Below are 23955 nucleotides of genomic sequence, written 5' to 3'. Positions count from 1 at the left end.
AGTAAGGTATGAAAGAAGTATGGATCATTATTAAAGAGCAGTTTTCTAATTTAGGCATTGTCTTCCGACTATCAAAATACGAAGAAAAAGCCACGTATCAGAGTCATTACTTAGGGTTACTTTGGCAAATTTTGAATCCGATGATTCAGATTGGCATTTATTATATGATTTTTGGTTTAGGTGTAAACGGGGGAAAACAGATTGATGGGGTTCCCTTTATTGTCTGGATGATGATTGGGATATCTGTTTGGTTCTTCATCAACGGCTCTGTGTTAGGGGCTTCTAACAGTATTTTTAGAAATGTTGGGTTAGTAGCAAAAATGAAATTCCCTGTGAGTCTATTACCTTCCATCTCAATAGCGAGTAATCTAGTTAATTTTCTGTGGATGTTAGCGATTTGTCTGATCTTTTTGATAGTTTCGGGAATCTATCCGACTATTTATTGGCTTCAGTTAATTTATTATTTCGGTATGATGTTTATTTTTCTATTTTCCTTTGGTATTTTTAATGCCACCATTACAACGTTGGTGAGAGATTATCACATCATGTTACAGTCGATTATGCGAGTTGTTTTCTTTATTTCTGGTCCGATTTGGGATATTGAAAATCGTAATTTACCCATTGGATTAGTAAAAATATTAAAGTTAAATCCTTTTTACTATTTGATAGAAGGCTTTCGAGACAGCTTTCTTTCTCGAGGCTGGTTCTGGGAAAAAGGAAATTATACATTGATTTTTTTAATGATGTCGTTAATTTTGGTCATTATTGGCTCACACTTACACTTGAAGTTTCGAGCTAAATTTGTTGATTATATATAAATGAATAGGAAGTGATATAAATGAAAACACGCCAAAAAAAGCATGTGATAGTGACAATTTTGTTGGTGACACTATCTCTGGTACTAGCTTCATGCAGTTTATTTACTGATACTAGTAAGAAGGAGCAAACACCAATTGAGGATTTATCTCGTTTAAAAGGTAGTCATTGGCTGGTAGAATCTGATTATCAAGGAGATTTTAATCCTGAGGACACATTTGATTTTGAAGCCGTTGATTGGAAGGGGGCGAGTAAAAAGAATAGCTTAGCTTTCGTAGATGATTCCAAACTATTTGTAGGTGCCTACGAAAATCAAGAACTAGTTTATGGCCGCTTTTTTAAAATTAATGCGACAGATAAGCCAACATATTCTTTCTCTCATGAGAGCTACATAGCATCTGACAGCTATTTAAAAACTAAAATTCCAGAAACAAATAGACAAAGTTTTTCGTCAGTCGCAGCTACTACAATTCCCGGAGCTGATACTAAGGCAGCTTATTCAATCTCTAAAGAATACAGTAAAAAGTTTGCTGATTGGAGCAGCACTTTTTATCTATTAGATGACTCTACCCTGATTAGAGAAGTGCTCTATGATTCTGATAGTAAAATATCGCTATTGAAATATAAAAAGCAATAACAGAACGTTCATGTAATAATATAAGGAGATTTCGAATGAAAAGTGTGGCAATATTTGGTTCATGTATTTCTCGGGATAATTTTAATTCACTCTTCAATCCTCATTATAAAGAGTCATTTGAAGTAACCATTTTTCAAAATCAAGTGAGCTTTCTTAGTGCTATGTCTAAAAAGATACCGACAATAAATGATTCAGAATTCAAAAATGAGAATGAGAGGTATGCGTTTAAAAGTGAAGCGACTAAAGGTTTTTTTGAGCAACTATCAATTAAACAACCAGATTTTTTAATCGTAGACTTTTTTGCAGATGTTTACTTTGGTTCTATTGAAATTGAGGAAAATGAGTATTTCACGGATAATGTAAAGTATTTTCATTTAGAGGGATTAAAGGGAGAGAGAATTAAACCTTATGATGAATTTGCAAGCTATTTCTACATCTGGAAAAGAAAAGTAACTGATTTTTTTGCTAAGCTGGAACAACACTCACCTACGACACAGGTAGTTGTCATCAATACGGAGTTTTTGGATACCTTTGAGGATGGTGAGTCTTTGAATAAAACAAGACAAGTAAAAAATATTAAAACTTTTGATATATCTGTGTTGAATTCTATTTATGAAAGTATGAGAATATATGTCACTCAAAACTTCAATGTCCATTTGTTAGATATGACTGAAACTAATTATAAGCTGAGTAAAGAACATCCTTGGGGACAATTATATGTACACTATGAATGGAGATACTATACAGATTTTTTAAGTAAACTTCAGGCAATTGTTATGAAGGACTTGTTGTCACAGATAGAGATCCGCAAAACTGATCTTAATGCATTGCGAAATGACTATGATGAATTAGAACTATTGAATAATGTGTTAAGACGATCAAATTCATCAATAAATGAGCGAGTGTTATATCTTGAGAATGAGACACTGTTTCAACGGTTTAAACGAAGAAGGACGAATAAATAAGAGGGACAGTTGTATCTACCTATTTATTAATCACAAATAACGTAGGAAAAGGTCTTATCCTCTGGTCTTTGGATGATTTTTACACAAAAAGGAGCCCTCAGTTTTCACTGAGGGAAGGAGATTTTTAATTACTTTTCAGAGCTGTTAGAGTCTGAATGTGTTAACACTTAGATAAAAAGCATCTGGAGAGCAATTAAAAAATGAAAAAGTTTGTTAGGGTTGTTTGTTGGTATACATATATAATAACGTGCAAATATGAAATTCGTGTGAATAACCTGTTGTAATAGTTGGAATTATTTATTAAGGAAAATTAAGGTAGTCGCGGGTACTATTAGTTGTGAAAAAATACGCAATAAGTTTGAGGAAGGATTCCGACTTAGGGACGAGGTAAAAAAGATAGAACTTCTTTATAGTTAAAGGTGAAGAAAGAATTCACTGAGGAGGGGTAATCTTGGAACATATTGCGAAAAAAACAAATAGGGTAGCGCTCGAAAAAATTGATAAAGTGACAATATTTTGGCTATTTACTTTAGGATCAATTGCGGGCTATTTAGTTGAGATGGTGTTTTGCTTCGTGAAGAACGGTTTTTTTGAAAGTCGCCAAGGGCTATTGTATGGGCCTTTTAGTCCTGTTTACGGAATAGCAGTCGTAATCATGACACTGCTATTTACGCCTATTCTAAAGAAAAGCAAATTAACGATTTTTTTGATCAGTAGCATCCTCGGTGGTCTTTATGAAGTCGTCTGTAGCTACGTTCAAGAGAGAGTTGTTGGCAGTATTTCATGGCATTATCCGCGCTATGCTCTGGGTATTTTTAATGGTCGAACGAGCTTAATCTACATGCTTTTCTGGGGTGTCCTTGGACTTGTCTTTGTCCGTTATGGGTATCCATTTGTTATCAAGATGCTAACACGTGTTACAGCTTCTAAAATTACCCGCTATACTACGTTTTTAATTGTACTGTTAGTTATTAATATTGGGCTGTCAATTGTTGCTGTTAAGCGTTGGACAGAACGGACAAATGGCGTCGAACCACGGAACCAGTTTGAACAGCAAGTCGATCAAGCCTATCCTGATACGACAATGAAGATTATTTATCCAAATATGATGTTACCAAAATAAATTAAGATAAGGTTCAACTAGGAGTGGAAACAATCCTAGTTGGAGCTTTTTTTTCGATGGGCTCTCCGTGAAGGAATATTTGCCTGTTTTAATGACGGTAAATATTTGCTGCTGAGATATCGCATTGCTTGGCAATTTGAGAAACAGGCAGTGTCGTTGCTTGATAAAGTTCAAGCGCTTTCTTAACTTCTTTTTATCGAATAGGTCTCCCTAATTGTTTTCCATTTCCATAAACAAGCGATCAATGTCATAATTTTCTAGAGTAATTAGTTGGGAATCAAATTTTTGTTGATGCGTGCTAACATGCATATAGCCGATAGTTGTCATGTTTGTACCTCCAAAATAATAGTAAAAATTGGTGTCTAAATAAAAGAAACAAAAAAGTGTCATAATATGTATTGTTGCCAAAAATAGATGTCACTAAGAAAAAGATAGAGCATATAAATTAATAGCAACTTTAGATAGAAATATCCTAATATCAAGAGGTGTAAAAGGAAGGCAAGGTATATAGAAGTAAAAAAGTATTGTTCGTAAAAGAATTGTTATTTTTTGTATGGTCATAAGCTTATTATAAGCCATAATTTACGTTAAACAGAAATAAGGCGCGTTTTTTTATTAATTTTTAAAGTAACTATTGCATCTAAATAATTCAATACAGAAATGAAACTTTGTTATTGGGCTAAAGGTAACGACTGATTTCATTCATAAGAAAAAATACGTTTTTTAATTAAAAAAACTCGATTGATTCATGTAAAGGAGTAGCGTACATAGATTTAAATTATTTTGCTATTTTAATCTTGTTTAGTAGTAGTCCTGAAAGCATTAAAAATCTCTGAATAATACGACATTAGGTCGTTGAGAGAGGGGCATTCTATTAGAGGTAATTACTTAAATGTATCTATTTTTATGTTATAAAAAATAAAAATATCGATAGATTCATGTATGGAAATAGCGTACATAGATTTTAATTGTATTGTTATCTTAATATTGTTTATATAATAGCGTTAAATGGAGATTTTTTACTGTGTAATAAGGATTTATCACATTATAATTATGCGTCTTATTATTCAATTATATTCGTAATTCGTTATAAAATGAAAAAATCTCGATTGGTTCATGTATGGAAAAAGCGTACATGGATTTAAAACAATTTGTTATTTAAACGTGTTTAGATAATAGCGTTAAAGGAGTCTGTAAAGCTACATAGTGCGAAATTAGGTAGTGGAATGATATTAGTCTATTACCATATGATCACTTAAATATGACTATATATCATGTTATAAAATGAAAAAATCTCGATTGATCCATGTACGGAAATAGCGTAAATGTATTCAAACGATTTTTGTTATAACAACCATTAGAATTAGCTCCGCTAAAGTCAAAAATGAGTTTTCATCATAGTTATATCACAGACGTATAGAGACTGTCTACTCGCTACAGAGCCGCATATGAGGCTAATCTACCCAAATAATTGTTAAATGACTTCGATCATTTTTCTAGAATCCCATAGAATCAGAGGTTAGCATGGATGAATTAGTTAAATAGAGGTAAAAAGAAACAGAAAATGGTAATTTAGGTGTATAAGAGTGAATTTACTCTTAGAGTAATAGATCAACAAAGACATTTTTCCCTTAGAAAAGAATTCAGATTAGAACAAAATGAGTCAGTAGCCTTGAAAATACTACAAAAACTATCAAGTAATGCTCGTTGATTTATGAGATACTAATTAATAAAGGCAAGTAGAGCATTTATTAAAATTAGTGCCATGCGTGGCTAGATCAGTTGAAGTTCAAGAAAGGAGTCTATAAGTATGGAGAAAAAAGCAAGTGAAAGTCAAATCGATTTGTACAACATTATTTGTTAAACATTTAATAAAAGTGAGAGTGACAGTGATATGAGCAGATATATAGCCTTATTAAGAGGAATAAATGTAAGTGGAAAAAATAAAGTAGCTATGTCGGAATTAAAAATGGTTTTTGAAGAGAAGGGGTTCACTGATGTCGTTACTTACATTAATAGTGGAAATATACTTTTTAGCAGTGGTCATTCCGAGAAAGAAAAATTAGTCGAGTTAATCAGTCTAGCGATAAAAGATAAGTTCAATATAGAAATTCCCATCGTCGTTATCACTCCAAATGAACTGTCAACTATTTTAGATAATGCGCCTGAATGGTGGGGAACAGCTAATAAAGAGGTGTATCACAATACAATTTTTATGATTGCCCCAACGACTGTTGAAGAAGTGACCAAGGTTATAGGAGAAGCCAAGCCAGAGTATGAGAAGATTTTTATTTATAATAACGTCATTTTCTGGTCAGCTAAACTGAGAACCTTTTCGAAAGCCAAGTGGTCAAAAATAGCAAGCTCATCAGTCAATAATAACGTGACGATTAGAAATGCTAATACAGTTAAGAAATTACTGGCATTAGCAACGAACTCTTAGTAATACAGGTCAGCGAGATAGAGGGAATAAAGTGACAAAAGCATCATGTCGTTAATTATTGTAGTGATGAATAGTGTTAAACTAAAATCGAATTTGACTATTTTTTTCTAAAATGGTAGAGTAACACCTGAGGAAGGTGTTTCAAATGTACGTATTATATATTTCAACTCTTAGCTCCCTACAACTTATTTTTGATGAAGTGTTGTACGGAGCTTAATCGAGAAGCTTAAGAGCTTTTCTTATTCATCAGTAAATTTAGTAGACTAAAAAATAGCATTTGTTTTGCTATGTCTTTAGTATGCTCATTTACTGAAGGATATATAGATTAAAGGACCCTAGACATTTTGTCTAAGGGTCTTTTTTGTATGTTCTTTAGTAAAAATCTGTGAAACCACATGAAAGAGGAAATAAAAATGGAGTTATTACAAGTCAAAGAGTTAACCTATGCTGTGCCAGATAAACAGTTATATGAAAACAGTTCATTTACGTTAAGAAGTCAGGAACATATGGGCATTGTTGGGGAAAATGGTGCTGGAAAAAGCACATTATTGAAAATGCTTTTAGGCACAGTTTTACCAGATGCCGGAGTAATATCATGGAATCCTACTGCTACTCTGGGGTATTTGGACCAATATGTAGATATGGATCAAACACTTACGATTAATGAGTTTTTAAGACAGGCCTATCAAGAATTGTTTAATAGTGAAAAGGAAATGATCAAGCTTTATGAAACCTATAGTGAAACGGGCGATGAGCAGCTATTGACAAGAGCAGCAACCTATCAAGAAAATTTGGAAATAAAAGGTTTTTACCAAATCGAAAATGAAATTAGTAAAGCTATTACGGGGCTTGGTATCAGTGATAGTCATCTTGAGCAACCATTGGGGAGTTTAAATCGCGGTGATCAAATCAAGGTTATTTTGGCTAAACTTTTATTGGAAAAACCATCCGTTTTGATTTTAGATGAACCGACCAACTATTTAGATCAAGAACATGTTAAATGGTTGACAGACTATTTGAACGGCTTTGAAAATGCCTTTATTATTGTCTCTCATGATACAGATTTTTTAAGTAAAATAGCAACATGTATCTGTGATATTGATTTTGGTTCAATCAAAAAATACCACAGTAACTATACAGATTTCTTAAAGCAAAAAGCCCATTTATCAGAAGCGTATCAAAGTCAATTTGTGGCGCAACAACGGAAAATTAAAGAAACCGAAGCCTTCATTCAAAAAAATATTGCGGGGATTAAAACCAAAATGGCTCAGGGGAGAAGGAAGCATTTGGAAAAAATGGATCGGTTGAAAGAACCTGAAAAGAAAGTTAAATCGAATTTTTCTTTTAAATTAATGCCTCAAAGTTCACCTAATGTCATGACAATTGATGAATTAACTGTGGGGTATAAAGAACCGTTGCTTACTGTACGTGACCTACAAGTGAAAAAAGGCGAAAAAATAGTAATTACTGGTGCAGATGGTTTAGGTAAATCTACATTGGTAAAAACGCTTCTTTCAATGATACCTAGCTTATCAGGAAAAGCCCAATTTTCACCTCAAGTCGTTACAGGCTATCATTCTCAAGAAATCGAATGGGAAAATACGGAATGGACACCGATCGAAGCACTAGCAAATAAATACACGAGACTTACCTATGAAGATGTCCGTAGAGAATTGGCTAAATGTGGGCTAAAACGAGAAATTGCGTCAAAAAATATCTACATGTTGAGCGGCGGGGAACAATCAAAAGTAAAATTATGTGATTTAACGATGCAGCCAAGTAATTTACTGATTTTAGATGAGCCAACGAATCATTTAGATGTGGATTCAAGAAAAGCGTTGCAAGATGCCTTAAAGGCCTTTAGAGGGAGTGTCCTATTGATTTCAAACGACGAACAGTTCTACTTGGAAATTGCCGATCATGTTTATACCGTTGCAGACAAACATCTTATGAAACTATGAGTTGAATTTTCTAAGTAGATATAACGTTTTAAATAAGACACATCCCGTAAAATAATTTGGAAATAGATGTCCTCTCTAAAGATCGGAATAATTGAGAGTGTCTGTTGGACCTTCAGCTTGTGTTAGCTGGAAGTGAAATGGACACTCTTGATTTATATAGTTGATTAATTATCAGTCTAAATCAAAAAAGAACCCTTGATTTTCATCAAGGGCAGGAGATTTTTATTTACTTTGGAGGAGTAAATAATGAAAAAGTTTTGTTAGGGTTGTTTGTTGGTATACATCTATAATAACCTGTAACTATGACATTAGTGTGAACATCAAGTAACGATAATTAGAAGTATTTCTTAAGAAAATTTAAATAGGTGTATTATCTTGCCATTATAGCCATTAAGGATTAGCTACTTCCAAGTGAGCTAGGATTTCGAACTTTCCTTACTGAGAAAAAAATAATGACAGCAAAAACACTAGCCCAGCTAATAATTGTGACAAGCAACGCAATTTGCACATAGAGAGGGGCTTTATAAGAGACTACAAGCTTATTTTTTCCTATGTGTTGCTTATATAAAACAGTTCCCATATTACTAAGAGAATAAGCCGATTCGGGTAATTCCTGCCCGTCTAGGCTGAGCACAGTTTGTTGGTATTTGACAATTGGAACCGGGACCTCTTTTTCGTCATTTCCAATCCATTCTACAACTAATTGATCATTTTGAACGGATTTAGTAAAACGAGGATTAGGTTCAATAATCAAACGCTGATAGGCATTGTATTTATTTTCCTTGACTGTTCCATTAATTGGTAAGTAGTCAGGCGTTGATTTTTGCCAATAATTCAAACTTTTTGACATATCTGAATCGAAAAATGAGGCTTTGGCCTCTTCTGAATTAGCTGTGAACATTGTATGTCGTGTGGCTAAATCAGTGACATCTATTTGTTGCCAAGTGATTAAGCCACTAGAAATTAACAAGACAGTTTGAATCAAGCTAGCGACAACGCCAAAAGAGATAAATGGGTTAATTTTTTTGAAAGAATCCCCTTGTTCCTCCAAGATTAATCCAAATGAAACCAATAACAAAACGGTATAAGGAACAAAAAAGCGAAATGGAAATTGAATCAAACTGATAAAAGGAACCTCATGTTCCAATAAAAATTGCCAAGGAATTAGACTAGTAGAACCTACTAAAAATAGCAAACTGACACTAGTTATCAACCGGTTAAGCGGTGAGAGTTTTCGCCAACCTTTGACCATATAGAATAGCTGAAACAGCATCACCACACCTAAAAGTAATGGATTATAGAGCCAATAGCTACTACTATTATTAATCGTGTTATCCGCCATTTTTTTATTAACAAAAGGTGGTAAAATATCATTGACACTATAGAGGTCTAGATAATTGACCCAGATATTGGCAGTTAAGACAAAAAAGAGAAGGACAGCCCCAGCCAGTTTTTTGAGCAAGGTAACTCTGTCCTCTGTTTTTACCAACGCATACAAAAAGAAAGGCGTGTAAACAGCTGCTAGTAAAAGACTTGAAAAAACATGGGTTTGAACCATAATAGCCATACAAAGGGCTAATTGAAAGCAATTGATCTCTTTATTTACGACCATTTTCCGCAAAGGAATTAAACATAAAGGGAAAAAACTAGCCCCCCAGCTGGTGAAGCCCTGTCTCATCGTCCAATACTGAATGGAGAAGGTGGTCATATAAATTAGTCCGATAGCCAGACTATATTCCTTGCGAACATTATTGGTTCTAAGTAAACCGTACATCGACAAACCGGCCAATGCATAAAGAAAAAAGTTAGATAATAGCTGATAATGGAACCAATTTCCACCAATTAGGACGAGTAAGCCGTTGAAATACGCGATTAGTGGTCCATAAAAGACATTCACAATCCTAGCAGATTGTTGAAAGCTAAATAAAGATAAATAGTAGTTAATATTACCGGTTTTAATTTGCATTGCCGTCTCATAAAATCGATTGAAATGAAACAGTGCATCAGAGCCCACAATCATGCTTTTACTTATTATATTAGGTAAAATAAATAGAAAAGCAGTGAGAACAATCAGTATTACGGGTGAAAATCGATAATGTAGTAGTTTTTGTGCTTTTTTCATTTTTCCTCCGATCATTATAGCTGTTAAGAAATTAATTTAAAATAGGAAAAATAGAAAATGTAGTTGTTTTTTTATTCATTGCAGTAGTCCTAATCTAATATACAATGAACTACTATTATATATTACTGTCTATTTTTTAGGGAATAATTGTTAGAATTAATCTCCCTCACAAAAAAAGGAACCCCTGATTTTCATCAAGGGTAGGAGATTTTTTATTTACTTTGGAGGAGTAAATAATGAAAAAGTTTTGTTAGGGTTGTTTGTTGGTATAGGTATATAATAGCCTGAAAATGTGAAGTTGTTGTGAATAAGACGTAACAATACTTGGAAGTATTTCTTAAGAGAAATTAAAGTTTGTTACGTGTCATTCTATACGTGAATAAGTGACTAATGTTAAAGCGATGTAATAATTAAAGAAGTAGAGAAGTTGATAATAGTGCCAGTTATCGGCTTACTACTCGCGATTATTAAATTAGTGACTGTTATGGTAGCAGATAAAAAATAATCATTATATTTAGCTGTGCTCATTAATGTGGTAAAAACGATATTCCAAATGAAAGAATGAGATTAACCACTTAGTTGTGCTAATATATTAATAGAGTTGCGAGGAAATCAAGTTATAGCTCGGACGATAAAGACGCTAGCTGGTGAGTTAGTTAAATTTATAGATTAAGAATGAACGGAGCTTTTCTGATGGAAATAGCTAGTAAACAAAAAATTAAAGCGTTAATCACGCAAAGAAAAAGCCTAAAGAACGCTACTGCCATTAAACATGTGCTTAGAAAATTGGCTGAACAAGGGGAGTACTGTAACAACAATCAAGAAAAGTTTTTAATTGACTATTTAGGGTTTACGATAAGTTTTGAGTCATCTAAGGCAAAGGGATACACAGAAACATTTACCATTGATCCAGTACAGATAGCACTCAGTATAGATAGAGATAAAGTGGATGAATATGAAAAATATACAGATAGCAAGTTTCTAGCGCTTGGTGAGATTCCCGAAGAAGAAATGGTCGTATTTCTTAATGATTATAATGTAATGAATGGAGTTCAAATGACTTTGGAAGAAATCGAATAGTAGTTTAATAAAATATAGCAGTGGATTCTGACGACAAACAATTCTTAAAATAGGCCAGTTTTCTGTTAAGAATCGCTACCAGTTATCTGAATAAACATTGTTTGGAAGAAAAAAACAAGTAAGTAGAAAGACTTTTTCAGTTGGTAATAATGATATAATAAGCTTACTGCCTGTTGTGTTGGGGGGACCTATCATGCTGGACTAATAAAAATCCCTCTAGATAAAACAATAATGATATTTTTTTATTAACGGATCGATTGAAACTACTGACTATAGTGACCAAAAAGACTACAAGATAAGTGCGCTACTAAGAGAAATTTCAGAAGAATTTAGTTCTTATATCATAGTGCAAGAAAAAGATCTGATTCCTATTGACACAGTTTTCGTAGATAACATAGCTATCGTTTTTTATGTTTATCTCATAACTACTTGGGAAGGCTTATTTCCTGAATTTACTGTTGAAGAAGGGAAAAAATTTGCTGATTTAATCTGGGTGTCTCTAGCTGAGGTATATGAAACGTTACCTTATGATAGTGGGAAATTCATATTAAAACAAATTGAAGCTCATCTAAAAGAGTAGTTATTCTTTCGAAAACAATCAAGTTAAGACACTTGTCTATTCGTAAGAAATTACCATTCCTTTACCCGAAGATTCTCTGATAATGCTTCGTTAAATGAACATATGAATAGTGATGGGAGATAAAATTAGTGAAAAAAATAAAATTTAAATGGCCAATAATCGCTAGTATAGGGTTAGTGATTATTGCAATAGGAACCGCTGTGGCTTATTACGTTATAACCAAGCCGTCTCAATTGCCTGTTAAGGTCACTACAAAAGTCGAGGATATTAGTAGTTTGACAGAAGTAGGAGAGTGGACAACTAGTAGGTTTTATGACGATGAATTTAAAGTGAGCTTACAAAGAGTGAATAATCAAGAAAAATTAGCAGTGGTAAATTTGGAAAATGAGGTAGAATTTAATGTTCAAGAGGTTCAGTTACTTAAGTTTGATGATTTAACAGATCGATTCGTTAGGCTTGATTGGGTGGCGTCCAAGTATATAAAAAATCATTCATTTTATGCATTAAGAGTCGTATATGGAATAAAAAATTTAATTGATAAGGATATTTCATTTGGTGGAATAAAAACAATCGAAACCAATACTGGAGAAAAAATAGATGTACAGAATGTTTATTATGAAACCAATGAGTATTTTGAGTTAGATGCTAATAGTGCCATAAAAAAGGACAGCGTTATTGTGCCTATAAGTTATAATGAAGCTCAAAATGTGGTAAAGGTTAAAATAAAAACATTATCCTATCTAGTCATGTGGGAACCGGTAAAAGAGAAGCAGGGTGAAGTAAGAGTAAAAATCTATTGATGATAGGACAATCTTCATTGCCAATTTTTTGATTCAATTTGAAGAAAAGTAGTCAAATACGGTTAAAATTTTTACTGAGAGTTCTCTTTTTGCCAAAATTATATAATAAATTGTTTAATAAAAAAATAAGATGAGAAGAGTGTATTCAGAGAAAGCGAGTCTTATTTCTGAGGGAAGGCAAGCCTTCAAAATGAGAAGTGATACATTACGCTTCTCGATGGATAAATATTTAACTTATTTGAGCTCTTTGGAACAACATATAATTGAATGGCGTATAAGCTTTTGATAATTGAATCAAATTTATTACTATAGTTGAAATGATTACTTGAAGAAGCATGATATAGATCAATATTTTAAGGTGGAGTTACAATGAAAAGTGAGAAGAGAACAGATGTAAAAATTTTGATGGAAAAAGCTAAACTTTATCTAAAGTTAATGAATTTACTCGATAAGTCAGCGATTATTGCATACGTTGGCCTAGGAATAACTATTGTCGTAATGTTGGTTTGGTCCTCTTTATTTGGTTTAGATACAAGTAGTTTTAGTAAGATAGTTTTGGGAATTTTGGGTTACATATGCTTGTTTTGTCTATCCTTAATAGTTTCTTCTTATATTTTTATGACGGTTGCAGTAAATGGAGTAGTCACGTATTCAAGTCGTTTAAAGAAGGAAATTGACTTGATGGTGAGTGGTATTTTTAAAAAGGAAAATATCGCCCTTCAAAAAATCGAACCTCACTCTGATACGTATACCCGAGTTTTTTCTGATTTAAATGTTCTTGATGATCTATGGAATAAAGTCGATTTTATTATGTTAGTATCTGACTCTGAAAATAGTGAATTCACTGAGATAATAGAGTATGAGCCAATTCACATTGCAATAGATGACTACATAAAAAAAGTTTATGGCATTACGCCCAGATATAGCACTAATCTAGCAAATTCCTATATTTTGTTGGTCAATAATAACACATAAGGAAGTTTAAGCGAGATCTTAATAAGGCTAGAAAACCGATACAAAAAATTGAAATGAGGGATTAGATATGAATAAGACCTACGCTATTAGAGAGTATTCAAGAGAAGATTTTGACTTTGTTGTATCTAGTTATATCGAGGTATTTTCTGTTGAGCCTTGGAATGACGAATTAACCATTACGCAAATTGAAACCTATTTACAAAATATGACAGAAATGAATACGTTTATAGGCTATATTTTCGAAAATACCAATAGCAATCAATCAGTTGGCTGTGCATTAGGGTTTGTTCGCCCTTGGTATCAAGGAAAAGAGTATCAAATGGACACCTTCTACATAGTTAATGACTACCAAAAGGAAGGATTAGGCGGGATTTTTTTGACTAGTATAAAGGAGAGTCTTTATAAAAAAGAAATACCAACAATTATGTTAGACACAGATAAAGGGACACCGGCAGAGAAGTTTTATTTGAAGAATGATTTTAGTTCACCAGAAGAGGCTGTGACCTTTTATGCTTCTACCAAATAAAGAATGAAGTGAAGTGTACATAGTAAAAATGACAGAAGAAACATTGCTCACTTAGAATTTGTTCTTAAAATGATTAATACAAGGAGGTGTTAAAGTGGCAACTCTAGAGATTGTAAAAGAAGAAGAACCATCTAAAAAAGCAGAGATTTGCCAAACTATTCTAAGTGATTTACCCGAATGGTTTGGCTTGCCTGATGCCACCAAAGAATATGTTGAACGTGCAAGAGAGTCTCATTTTTGGTATGCAGTGTCTGACAATAATATCGTTGGTTTTATTTATTTGAATCAAACATCAGAAAAAGTAGCAGAAATTTATTGTATCGGGGTAAAAAAAGAGTACCACAATAAAAAAATAGGACACCATTTAGTCCAAGTGTTAGAAAAATATGCAGCTGATAAGCGTGGCTGTTCCTTTTTGCAAGTAAAGACAATTGCTTATGGCAACTATGCTGAATATGATCGGACAGTTGGGTTCTATCTCTCACAAGGGTTTATCGAATTTGAAGTATTTCCAACGTTATGGGATATTAAAAATCCGTGTTTAATCATGATTAAAACAATTTAAAGTTGATTAAAAGAAGAAAAGCAAGATTAAGTGTGGCGAAGCTTTGTGCCACATTCTCATGGTCTTTTTTAAATAAAAGAATGGCTTGACTATTTTGGTACACCCTCTCATTATCATTCTTTTTTATGTCGTCAGTTAAGCACAAAAAGGAACCCTTGATTTTCATCAAGGGTAGGAGATTTTTTTATTTACTTTGGAGGAGTAAATAATGAAAAAGTTTTGTTAGGGGTGTTTGTTAGTATACATATATAATAACCTGTAACTATGAAAATGGTGTGAACATTGAGTAAGGATAATAAGAAATATTTATTAAGAGAAGTTAAAGTGTTACTCGCACAGTTCTTTTTTTCAAATTAATCTGATGGAATATAAGGTGGAAGTCATATGAGATGAATAGTAGATTATTGGAGATTGCTTGAGTTTATTAATCAAGATTTCTTCTTAAGACCTTTTCAATATCGTGCAAATAAATTAAATGATACCGAAAAGCAAAAATAGATAGGTAATTTAGAACAATTACTGATTTATAAAACTGTTAACATAACAATGCCTTTAAAGAATCTATTCAGTGATTCAAATAATGAAAAGTATGTGATATAATTAACTATACTTTTAAATTAGGAGGATATTATGAAGAGTTTTTTAAGTAAGTTAGGTCTTGTTTCATCTATTTTGTTATTGGTGGCATGTTCGTCAGATAAGGCGAAGGATACCGATAAAAGTGAAACAGAAAAAACAAATGAAACATCTGAAGTTGTATCAGGTGCTTCCGAGCAACAGTACACTGATCCAAAAGAAATGAAAGAAGACTATGATGTTGTGATAGTCGGAGCTGGTGGGGCAGGGATGGCTGCTGCGATTCAGGCTAAAGAAGATGGAGCTAATCCAGTTATTTTTGAAAAAATGCCAATTGCAGGAGGCAATACGCTGAAATCATCAGGAGGAATGAACGCTTCTGAAACTAAATTCCAAAAGGAACAAGGGATTGAAGATAGTAATGATACATTCTTTAACGATACGCTGAAAGGCGGACAAGATACAAATGATAAAGAGTTATTACGTTATTTTGTTGATCATTCAGCAGATGCCATCGATTGGTTAGATGGTTTAGGAATAACATTAAATAACATTAGTTTTAGTGGTGGTGCGAGTGTCAAACGAATTCATCGGCCGGAAGATGGTTCAGCAGTTGGTGGTTATCTTGTTGATGGCTTAATGAGAAATTGTTATGAACGTGAGATACCAATTTTTGTGAATGCAGACGTTAAAAGGATTAACGAAAAAGACGGCCAAGTTAGTGGTGTAGAAGTCATGGTCGGTGGGAAAGAAAAGACAATTACTGCAGATGCCGTTGTTGTTACAACAGGTGGCTATGGTTCGAATCAAGAGATGATTACGAAGTATCGCCCAGATCTAAAAGGCTATGTTAGTACTAACTCTGAGGGAAGCACTGGTGATGGTATTAAAATGATTGAAGAGCTAGGTGGACAGACCGTTGACTTGGATCAAATTCAAGTGCATCCGACTGTTGTCCAAGAAACAGGCATGTTGATTAGTGAAACTGTTCGTGGAGAAGGTGGGATATTAGTCAATCAGGACGGGCAAAGATTCTTTAACGAGCTTGAGACTCGTGATAAAGTATCTGCTGCTATTACAGCTTTGCCGGAAAAATCAGCTTATTTGATTTTTGATGGTGCTTTATCGAAACGTGCGAAACAATTAGAGTTTTATACTGAACAAGGTGTGGTCATTGAGGCTGAAACAATTGAAGCTTTAGCGAAAAAAATCGAGGTTCCTGAAAAGAATTTAAAAGAAACATTAGATACATGGAATACGGCAGTTAAAGATAAAAAAGATAATGCCTTTGGTAGAACCACTGCGATGGATTATGATTTGACTGAAAAACCTTATTATGCCATAAAAATTGCGCCAGGTATCCACCATACAATGGGTGGTGTGAAAATCAATACTGATACTCAAGTGATTGGTAAAGAGGACAAAGCAATACCGGGATTGTATGCTGCTGGTGAAGTAACAGGTGGTCTCCATGGAAATAATCGAATTGGCGGTAATGCTGTCGCTGATATTATTATTTTTGGTCGCCAAGCAGGGAAACAATCTGCGACTTTCGCTAATAAGTAAAAATAGTGATAAGTTTAGACTCAATTTGAATAATTAGTTAGAGAAAGAAAGGGTGAGCCAAAAACTCACCCTTTCTTTATTTCACGTATGTTATGTAACAAACACGTTCCAAAAGTTAAGGCTCTTCGATCTCAACAACTTCTTAGTGTCAGTGGACGTAAGTTAAAAATGTTCTTTTCAAGCAGGAAATTTTTTGTCGTTTAAAGACAAAAAGGAACCCTTGATTTTCATCAAGGGTAGGAGATTTTTATTTACTTTGGAGGAGTAAATAATGAAAAAGTTTTGTTAGGGTTGTTTGTTGGTATACATCTATAATAACCTGTAACTATGAAAATGGTGTGAACATTGAGTAATGATAGTTAGAACTATTCATTAAGAGAAATTAAAGGGAAGCTTGTTGTTTATTTTTAATGCACTGAAAATCGGATGAGAAAGCAAGTAAAGTAGCGGTTAAGCTTAAGCTGAAAATAGCTAGACAGGCAGTAAAGATGCTTGGCTGCCAACTATTTAAATCAGCCCAGCTCATTCCTAATGCAGTTGGCAGAAAAAGACAAATGATTAACGATAAGAGCGTGGTTAGGGATAGTATTATCCTTAAAATGGTTCTTCTTATTGTTTTTTCTTTATAGTTTTGCCTTTTCTTTCTTCGGATAATCAAGAATAAAAAGAATAACGAGCCCCCTGTACTAATTAACGTTATAATCGTAAAGACTAAATCAATGGTTCTGATGGGCCCCCTTTGATAGGTGGGAGTTAAATCACCAGCTAATATTTTTTTGATGGTGTAAACTAATTCAATATTCGTTGTATTCGCATTTGAAAGTAAGGTGATTCCTAACTGTTCATCAGGGAACAGGGCAACTTGGGTGGTGAAGCTTGGATTGTTTCCTGAATGCTCGATGATAGAGCGATTCTTATTCACTGCCCATCCACCAGCATAATACATGGAATCTACAGGTGGAACAGAAGTATCTGGTTCGTGAGTTTTTTTGATGGCATTAGCCAATCTATCAGGGATGTTCGCTGAAACTCCTAATTGTAGTTGCATCCACTTAGCCATATCCTTTGCTGAAGAGATTAAATAACCAGCCGGCTTATTTCCTCGAAGATCGGGAGAATGATAGGGATTAGTCATCAAGAAAGACGAGCGATAGCCCTGTGCTAATTGTTTAGTGTGCTGGGCCTCTTCTTCAAATGCGTAGGTCTTATTTAACTCTAAAGGTGTAAAAATCTCGTCACGCATAAAGTCTTCATAGCTTTTTTTAGAAATAATTTCAATAATTAATCCTAGAATATCATAATTGACGGTCCCGTAGGTATATGTTTCACCAGGTAAAAAGTCCAGCTCCACATCGACCAGATTCTTGACGGTCTTTTCTAACATATCATCTGTATTACCTTGTGGAATAAATTTTGTGTGACTCGCATTTGTTAAGCCACTAGTGTGATAAAGAAGATTTCCAATAGTCATTTTGGACATATCAATGGATTTATCTTTATAGGATAGCGTAAGCCAAGGAATGTAGGTTTGAACAGAATCGGATAAAGCTAAAAGGTTTTGCTCTTCTAACAGTAGCACTGCTGTTGCTGTATATGCTTTACTTACTGAAGCCAATTCATATAAAGTGTCTTCGTTCGCTTTAAGTTTTGTCTCATTATTGGCATAGCCTGATGAATAATAATGAGTCTGATTTTCTTGGACAATTGCGACGGACAGTCCAGGAACACCTGAGCGGCGACATTCTTCATCTAATAGATGTTGAATAGTATTAGCTTGTTGAGTTGAAGTGGCGTATATAGGGGTGAACACGTTTATAAATATAATGCTTGCTACGAGTAGTTTGACTATTTTTTTCAATTGTATCAATCTCCTAATATCTATTTTTGCTATAACTAGCATATAAGAAAGGAGATGCTTCTTCTATATCTTTTCTTTAGAAGGTAGTTTAACACTCTTAAACGGTCAAAATAGCTAAGATTAATTTTACAGTAGAGGCGAGAGCGATTAACTAGCGGAGTTTTTCCCACTACAAATAGAGCCATAGATAGATGTTTAATCGTCCTATCTATGGCTTTTTATACAAAAAAGAGAACGGACAAAAGTAAAATATTCAAACCTTGTTGTTTCTATTTACTTGCAAACAACTGTTCAATTTGTTCTTCAGCCCATTGGCACCAACGTAGTTCTTCTTCACATATACGTATTTTTCTTTGGATAACAAGAAACCGTCCAAAGTTTTTTTGTTGCTCTTCAGGATCAGTTAACTGATCGATTTGTTTCTGTTTGGTTTGATTTTGTTTTAATAGTTTTAATTGGTGCTGCTTTCTTTCGAAAAGTAAGCCTTTTACGGTATCTTTATCTAGAATTGAGGCAACATAAATCTTTGCAAGAAACTCATCTTTTTGCGAAGGTTCTTTTGTTTCTTCTTGAATCCATGTATTGACGATATTTTCGCCTTTTTTAGTTAACTGATAGATTTTTTTCTGTGAATGGTTTTCGTCATTTTCAACTGACACATAGTCTTCGTTTAACAGCTTACCAAGGGAAGTGTAAATCTGACTATGATGAGCTTCCCAAAAAAGGGCAAGGTATTGCTTCAGCTCATAGCCAGTACATGGCTTTCTGACTAACATACAAAGCAAAATGTAACTTAAGGTATTCATCGTAACGATTCTCCTTCTTTATTGAATCCGCTTATTTTTGATTATATCATAAAATTACCAGAAATAACAAAATTAATTACATGTCAATATTGACATGTAATTAATTTTGTAGTATTTTTTATACAGAGAGAAGGTAGTAAAGTGGAAGAAGCAAAATATTTAGAGGAACGTTTAGAAGTAGTGAAAGTGGAGAAGAGTGGATTACGCTCAGCCTATGCGGTGGCCTTTACCTGCATGATCGCCTTTATGGGCATTGGTTTAGTTGATCCTATATTGAAGACGATCGCCAAGCAGTTGGATGCAACACCAGCACAAACGACCTTGTTATTTACTAGCTATATGTTAGTGACGGGGGTTATGATGTTATTTACCGGTTTTATTTCTAGTCGAATTGGTGCCAAGAAAACATTGATTTGCGGGTTAATTATTATTATCGCCTTCTCATGTTTAGCAGGTTTTTCAGAAACGATTGAAGGCTTGATTTATTTACGGGCAGGTTGGGGATTAGGAAATGCTTTATTTATCTCAACAGCATTATCGGCTATCGTTGGGGTTTTAGCAGGACAAACAGAGAAAGCGATTATTATGTATGAAGCATCGATGGGATTAGGGATGGCAATAGGCCCTTTACTTGGTGGTGTATTAGGTAGTATGTCTTGGCGCATGCCGTTTTTTGGCGTAGCCACATTGATGCTGATTGCCACCTTGGCCATTAGTTTTTTATTGACACCAATCGCTAAACCAAAGAAAAAAGTAGCCTTGCTTGCTGGAATCAAAGCCTTGAGCAATCATAAATTGCGTTCTATTGGAATTATTGCCTTACTTTATAACTTTGGCTTCTTTACTTTATTAGCGTATGCCCCGTTTTTACTTGAAGGATTTACCGAAATGCAAGTTGGTTTTGTCTTTTTTGGTTGGGGAACGTTGCTTGCGGTGGCATCAGTATTTATTGCCCCAATCTTAGAGAAAAAACTTAATACTTACCGGACTATTTTATTGGCATTATTCTTTTTCTTGGCTTGTTTAAGCTTCATAGGATTTAACGCCAAAACACCAGAACTAGTTGCTGTTGGTGTGGTTATGGCTGGGTTATTTCAAGGACTAATCAATACGCTGCTAACAACGATTGCGATGGAAATTCCTAATATTGAACGAAGTGTCGCTTCATCGTCTTATAGTTTTATCCGCTTTTTTGGTGGCGCAATCGCCCCCTTCGTCGCAGGGAAACTAGCGGAAATGTGGAACGCGAGTATTACGTTTTATTTTGCCGCATTTATGGTCTTGATTGGGTTGGTTGTTGTGACTATCCAGAATCAGTATTTTGCGACAAAAGAAGAATTTGAAGAGAATTAAGTCAAAAACCAGATGTCAGTCAAATTGATTGGCATCTGGTTTTTTTATAAAAAGATAAGCAGTTATTTTACCTTAAAAACAAAAAAGGACCCTTGATTTTCATCAAGGGTAGGAGATTTTTTTATTTACTTTGGAGGAGTAAATAATGAAAAAGTTTTGTTAGGGTTGTTTGTTGGTATAAATATATATTAACCTGTAACTATGAAATAAGTGTGAACATTGAGTAACGATAATCAGAACTATTTATTAAGAGACATTAAAGATGAAATTATCCCTTGTGGTCATTAGTATTTCAAAGAAAAATAAACGTCATTTATAGCGACTACACATGCGTAGCATGGTAACGATAATATTCCGAGTGAAATAAGGTGACCTATCGCGTAATAGATTTTTTGACACTAAAAGCTACAAACTATACGCCGTCTGAATTAATAATCAATTAATACATACTTAAGAATTGACTTAATACTTATTGGATATAATGAAGTTAAAAATTATATCGAATAAGAGGAGAGTAAAAATGAATCAGTTTATAAGTCAATTAGCGTCATCAATATTCCAAGTATTATTATTTGTCCTTATCCCATTTCTTTGGTGGATGATTGTTAGGAAATCAAAGAAATCTTCACTAGCAAATTTTTTAGGGTTAAAAAAAGTAAGCATAGAAGATTATTCCAAATTATTTTTGTTTTGTTTAACGGCATTAGTTGGATTTATCGTAGTAGGGTATTTTTTGCTCAGATCAGTTTCTGACCTCTCGATTTTAGCCAACAGTAAATTTGACTCTCTGTCCATATGGAGTATTTTATCAATTATTTTATATGCATTTGTTCAAACATCATTGTCTGAGGAACTCTTTTTTCGCGGATTTCTTGCGAAACGGTTGATTCATAAATTCCAATACAGAATGGGAAACTTTATACAAGCAATTCTATTTGGTTCAATTCATGTATTTATGTTATTTACGCAGAATGTCGATTTTGGGACACTCATTTTTGTAGGTATTATGACTGGAGGAGTAGGGTACACGCTTTGTTATATAGACGAAAAGTTAGCGGGCGGCTCTATTTTACCGAGTTGGATAGTTCATGGAGTCACTAATGTTGTTAGCTCTCTAGTTATCATTTTTTTTGCTTAGTTAACCAAACTAGGAAATAATAAGGAACTGTTTAGTAAAAATATCAAGGTTTTTTGCTATATAAATTACTCTAAAAGATTATTCTATCTAAAATAGTGAGTATTAGCGATACAATCGTTTCAGATAAGGGGATATTAATCTAAAGACAAAAAGGAACCCTTGATTCTCATCAAGGGTAGGAGATTTTTTTATTTACTTTGGAGGAGTAAATAATGAAAAAGTTTTGCTAGGGTTGTTTGTTGGTATATATATATAATAACCTGTAACTATGAAATTAGTGTGAACATTGAGTAATGATAGTCAGAACTATTTATTAAGAGAAAGTGAAGCTAGTATACTGTTATTTCTTCACTTTTTCTGAAAACGGATTTTTAATGAACGGTTTACATGGTACGCTTTATTAAATAAATGTGCAGGAGGAGAGATTAAGTGAAAAAAGTACTCAAAGGGATTCAATTCTAGTGATTCTATTCATGTTAGGCCTATACATACCAACAAGTGTGCAGGCAACAGAAATTGTTATGGAGGATATAAAGGGTCAAACTATGACACCGCTTTATACTTACAAGGCTGATATGGAGGAAGTGGCCACTGAAGAACTAAAGAAAGTGCTAGAGGCATTTGAGGATCAAGATTATGTTGTTCAAAAGCCAATCAAACTATTGTCATATAAGGAAACAGGTGTTCAAGACGATGCCTACTTCGCTGTAATAAGTAAAGAGAAATTAATGACGTTGATCCGATATAATTCAAAGGAAAATAGTTACTACTTAGAAAAAGATGAGATTGTCGAGCGAATTGGCCAATACAATGGGAGCTCAACTGAGCAGTCAGCCATCATTTTCTTAGAGATTGATGGTATGGTTGTTGGAAAAAATGAGAATCAGATTATTAATTTTACAACTCCTACAATAGCTGTTGAAGAAAAAGAATTCTTTAATTATTTAATTCCAGACCGTACAGCTAGTGGTGATATGTATGATAAGAAGCAAGAGTTGATAAATGAATCGAGCATTGGATTGAAAAATTATTCGTCATCTACAGATCAGGATGTTAAAACTGATATGGAGAATAGTGAAACAGATCCTAATGAGTCAATAGACGGTTTTACTAAACAGGAAAGAAAACATTCGGATGAAATAATAGAGCAGCCTGCATTAGAAGTGTTTTCTGATCGGAAACTTAAAACTTATCACACATCTAAAGATTCTGTTGCAAGCTTAACTAGTTATGATAAAAGTGAGAAGCGACCAGATGGCAATACTTCAGATATTTCATTCAATAAGAACCAACCTTATTATTACTTTACTTATAATAATTATTATATTTTAGAAAAAAGGCTAGATGGGACCTATCGTTATAGTTCTTCGTTAGAAGTTGGTTGGGGAGATTTTAGAACAATCCGTTTGGGTGGACGAGTAATACCAATGACAGAAGCGTTTACTCGTGATTATGAAGGAGTATCTCAGAGTTATAAACCAATGAAAAACTTATCGGCTAGCGAGTTTTTTCAATGGTTAAATTACTATTCAACTAGTGAATTTATTGTAGTTTACTCGAAAGATATCAGTAATGATGTTGTATTCTTGAATCGAAAAGAAGCGAAAATAACGGAAGACTTGTTTGAGGATACTAAACGACATCAGACAATAACAATGACTAAAGAAAAGAAATATTTAGAAGAGAAAGATCATTTAACTAATTTAACTAGTTATGATAAAAGCGAGAAGCGACTAGATGGCAATACTTCAGATATTTCATTTAACAAGAACCAACCTTATTATTACTTTACTCATAATAATTATTATATTTTAGAAAAAAGGCTAGATGGGACCTATCATTATAGTTCTTCGTTAGAAGTTGGTTGGGGAGATTTTAGAACAATCCGTTTGGGTGGACGAGTAATACCAATGACAGAGACGTTTACTCGTGATTATGAAGGAGTATCTCAGAGTTATAAACCAATGAAAAACTTATCAGCAAACGAGTTTTTTCAATGGTTAAATTATTATTCAACTAGTAATTTTTTTATTGTGCGTGATCCAGAGTTTTATATCGCTAAAGA

At 33.7% G+C, this 23955-nt stretch carries 19 protein-coding genes; 16 read left to right on the top strand and 3 right to left on the bottom strand.

Annotated features, from left to right (window positions below; translation table 11 throughout):
- Nucleotides 1-8 precede the first annotated feature (8 nt).
- The 6 genes from AC5KOD_RS18440 to AC5KOD_RS18415 all read left to right on the top strand — a co-directional run bounded on the left by AC5KOD_RS18440 (nucleotide 9) and on the right by AC5KOD_RS18415 (nucleotide 7945).
- Entirely contained in the window at nucleotides 9-818 is an 810-nt protein-coding gene (locus AC5KOD_RS18440; RefSeq protein ID WP_496916060.1) for an ABC transporter permease, read from the top strand.
- Nucleotides 819-838: 20 nt separating this feature from the next.
- Nucleotides 839-1453: a hypothetical protein gene (locus AC5KOD_RS18435; RefSeq protein WP_496916059.1), complete on the top strand. Its 615-nt coding sequence runs from the start codon at nucleotides 839-841 to the stop codon at nucleotides 1451-1453.
- A gap of 35 nt (nucleotides 1454-1488) precedes the next feature.
- The gene (locus AC5KOD_RS18430; RefSeq protein ID WP_496916058.1) at nucleotides 1489-2418 is read left to right on the top strand and encodes a DUF6270 domain-containing protein; all 930 of its coding nucleotides are present in this window, start codon (nucleotides 1489-1491) and stop codon (nucleotides 2416-2418) included.
- A 451-nt stretch (nucleotides 2419-2869) separates the two neighbouring features.
- Nucleotides 2870-3541, top strand: coding sequence for a putative ABC transporter permease (locus AC5KOD_RS18425; RefSeq protein ID WP_496916057.1), 672 nt, complete (start codon nucleotides 2870-2872; stop codon nucleotides 3539-3541).
- A gap of 1894 nt (nucleotides 3542-5435) precedes the next feature.
- Nucleotides 5436-5984 (top strand): DUF1697 domain-containing protein, encoded by a 549-nt coding sequence (locus tag AC5KOD_RS18420; RefSeq protein ID WP_496916056.1) that lies wholly within the window; start codon nucleotides 5436-5438, stop codon nucleotides 5982-5984.
- A 413-nt stretch (nucleotides 5985-6397) separates the two neighbouring features.
- A complete protein-coding gene (locus AC5KOD_RS18415) occupies nucleotides 6398-7945 on the top strand; it encodes an ABC-F family ATP-binding cassette domain-containing protein (protein WP_496916055.1) in 1548 nt (515 codons plus the stop codon).
- A 397-nt stretch (nucleotides 7946-8342) separates the two neighbouring features.
- On the opposite strand, the gene AC5KOD_RS18410 is transcribed toward AC5KOD_RS18415, so the two are convergent.
- Nucleotides 8343-10067 (bottom strand): putative glycosyltransferase family protein, encoded by a 1725-nt coding sequence (locus tag AC5KOD_RS18410; RefSeq protein WP_496916054.1) that lies wholly within the window; start codon nucleotides 10065-10067, stop codon nucleotides 8343-8345.
- A 693-nt stretch (nucleotides 10068-10760) separates the two neighbouring features.
- Here AC5KOD_RS18410 and AC5KOD_RS18405 point away from each other — a divergent pair.
- The 7 genes from AC5KOD_RS18405 to AC5KOD_RS18375 all read left to right on the top strand — a co-directional run bounded on the left by AC5KOD_RS18405 (nucleotide 10761) and on the right by AC5KOD_RS18375 (nucleotide 16735).
- Entirely contained in the window at nucleotides 10761-11147 is a 387-nt protein-coding gene (locus AC5KOD_RS18405; protein WP_496916053.1) for a hypothetical protein, read from the top strand.
- Between the two features lie 346 nt (nucleotides 11148-11493).
- On the top strand, nucleotides 11494-11727 hold the full coding sequence (locus tag AC5KOD_RS18400; RefSeq protein ID WP_496916052.1) for a hypothetical protein: 234 nt from the start codon (nucleotides 11494-11496) through the stop codon (nucleotides 11725-11727).
- A gap of 128 nt (nucleotides 11728-11855) precedes the next feature.
- Entirely contained in the window at nucleotides 11856-12527 is a 672-nt protein-coding gene (locus AC5KOD_RS18395) for a hypothetical protein (protein WP_496916051.1), read from the top strand.
- Between the two features lie 369 nt (nucleotides 12528-12896).
- A complete protein-coding gene (locus tag AC5KOD_RS18390) occupies nucleotides 12897-13502 on the top strand; it encodes a hypothetical protein (RefSeq protein WP_496916050.1) in 606 nt (201 codons plus the stop codon).
- A 67-nt stretch (nucleotides 13503-13569) separates the two neighbouring features.
- Nucleotides 13570-14028, top strand: a complete 459-nt coding sequence (locus AC5KOD_RS18385) for a GNAT family N-acetyltransferase (RefSeq protein WP_496916049.1) — start codon at nucleotides 13570-13572, stop codon at nucleotides 14026-14028.
- Between the two features lie 94 nt (nucleotides 14029-14122).
- Nucleotides 14123-14593: a GNAT family N-acetyltransferase gene (locus AC5KOD_RS18380; RefSeq protein ID WP_496916048.1), complete on the top strand. Its 471-nt coding sequence runs from the start codon at nucleotides 14123-14125 to the stop codon at nucleotides 14591-14593.
- Between the two features lie 630 nt (nucleotides 14594-15223).
- The gene (locus AC5KOD_RS18375) at nucleotides 15224-16735 is read left to right on the top strand and encodes a flavocytochrome c (protein ID WP_496916047.1); all 1512 of its coding nucleotides are present in this window, start codon (nucleotides 15224-15226) and stop codon (nucleotides 16733-16735) included.
- Between the two features lie 382 nt (nucleotides 16736-17117).
- On the opposite strand, the gene AC5KOD_RS18370 is transcribed toward AC5KOD_RS18375, so the two are convergent.
- Nucleotides 17118-18593, bottom strand: coding sequence for a serine hydrolase domain-containing protein (locus AC5KOD_RS18370; RefSeq protein WP_496916046.1), 1476 nt, complete (start codon nucleotides 18591-18593; stop codon nucleotides 17118-17120).
- A 269-nt stretch (nucleotides 18594-18862) separates the two neighbouring features.
- Nucleotides 18863-19399 carry a PadR family transcriptional regulator gene (locus AC5KOD_RS18365; protein WP_496916045.1) on the bottom strand — a complete coding sequence of 179 codons (537 nt, stop codon included), beginning with the start codon at nucleotides 19397-19399 and terminating at the stop codon, nucleotides 18863-18865.
- A 141-nt stretch (nucleotides 19400-19540) separates the two neighbouring features.
- On the opposite strand from AC5KOD_RS18365, the gene AC5KOD_RS18360 reads away from it, so the two are divergent.
- The 3 genes from AC5KOD_RS18360 to AC5KOD_RS18350 form a co-directional block, all read left to right on the top strand.
- Nucleotides 19541-20752, top strand: a complete 1212-nt coding sequence (locus AC5KOD_RS18360) for an MFS transporter (RefSeq protein ID WP_496916044.1) — start codon at nucleotides 19541-19543, stop codon at nucleotides 20750-20752.
- Between the two features lie 520 nt (nucleotides 20753-21272).
- On the top strand, nucleotides 21273-21890 hold the full coding sequence (locus AC5KOD_RS18355; protein WP_496916043.1) for a CPBP family intramembrane glutamic endopeptidase: 618 nt from the start codon (nucleotides 21273-21275) through the stop codon (nucleotides 21888-21890).
- A gap of 461 nt (nucleotides 21891-22351) precedes the next feature.
- Nucleotides 22352-23955, top strand: a 1604-nt coding sequence (locus tag AC5KOD_RS18350; RefSeq protein ID WP_496916042.1) for a hypothetical protein, incomplete at its 3' end; no start/stop codon positions are given.

This window comes from Vagococcus sp. WN80Y (assembly GCF_059621045.1).
The sequence above is the reverse complement of the archived record's forward strand: the minus strand, read 5'-3'. Positions and strand labels throughout refer to the sequence as shown.

Coding starts and splice junctions, on each gene's coding strand:
- AC5KOD_RS18355 (WP_496916043.1), top strand. CDS start 21,273: ATGAATCAGTTTATAAGTCAATTAGCGTCATCAATATTCCAAGTATTA.
- AC5KOD_RS18440 (WP_496916060.1), top strand. CDS start 9: ATGAAAGAAGTATGGATCATTATTAAAGAGCAGTTTTCTAATTTAGGC.
- AC5KOD_RS18375 (WP_496916047.1), top strand. CDS start 15,224: ATGAAGAGTTTTTTAAGTAAGTTAGGTCTTGTTTCATCTATTTTGTTA.
- AC5KOD_RS18420 (WP_496916056.1), top strand. CDS start 5,436: ATGAGCAGATATATAGCCTTATTAAGAGGAATAAATGTAAGTGGAAAA.
- AC5KOD_RS18435 (WP_496916059.1), top strand. CDS start 839: ATGAAAACACGCCAAAAAAAGCATGTGATAGTGACAATTTTGTTGGTG.
- AC5KOD_RS18430 (WP_496916058.1), top strand. CDS start 1,489: ATGAAAAGTGTGGCAATATTTGGTTCATGTATTTCTCGGGATAATTTT.
- AC5KOD_RS18390 (WP_496916050.1), top strand. CDS start 12,897: ATGAAAAGTGAGAAGAGAACAGATGTAAAAATTTTGATGGAAAAAGCT.
- AC5KOD_RS18415 (WP_496916055.1), top strand. CDS start 6,398: ATGGAGTTATTACAAGTCAAAGAGTTAACCTATGCTGTGCCAGATAAA.
- AC5KOD_RS18410 (WP_496916054.1), bottom strand. CDS start 10,067: ATGAAAAAAGCACAAAAACTACTACATTATCGATTTTCACCCGTAATA.
- AC5KOD_RS18405 (WP_496916053.1), top strand. CDS start 10,761: ATGGAAATAGCTAGTAAACAAAAAATTAAAGCGTTAATCACGCAAAGA.
- AC5KOD_RS18385 (WP_496916049.1), top strand. CDS start 13,570: ATGAATAAGACCTACGCTATTAGAGAGTATTCAAGAGAAGATTTTGAC.
- AC5KOD_RS18365 (WP_496916045.1), bottom strand. CDS start 19,399: ATGAATACCTTAAGTTACATTTTGCTTTGTATGTTAGTCAGAAAGCCA.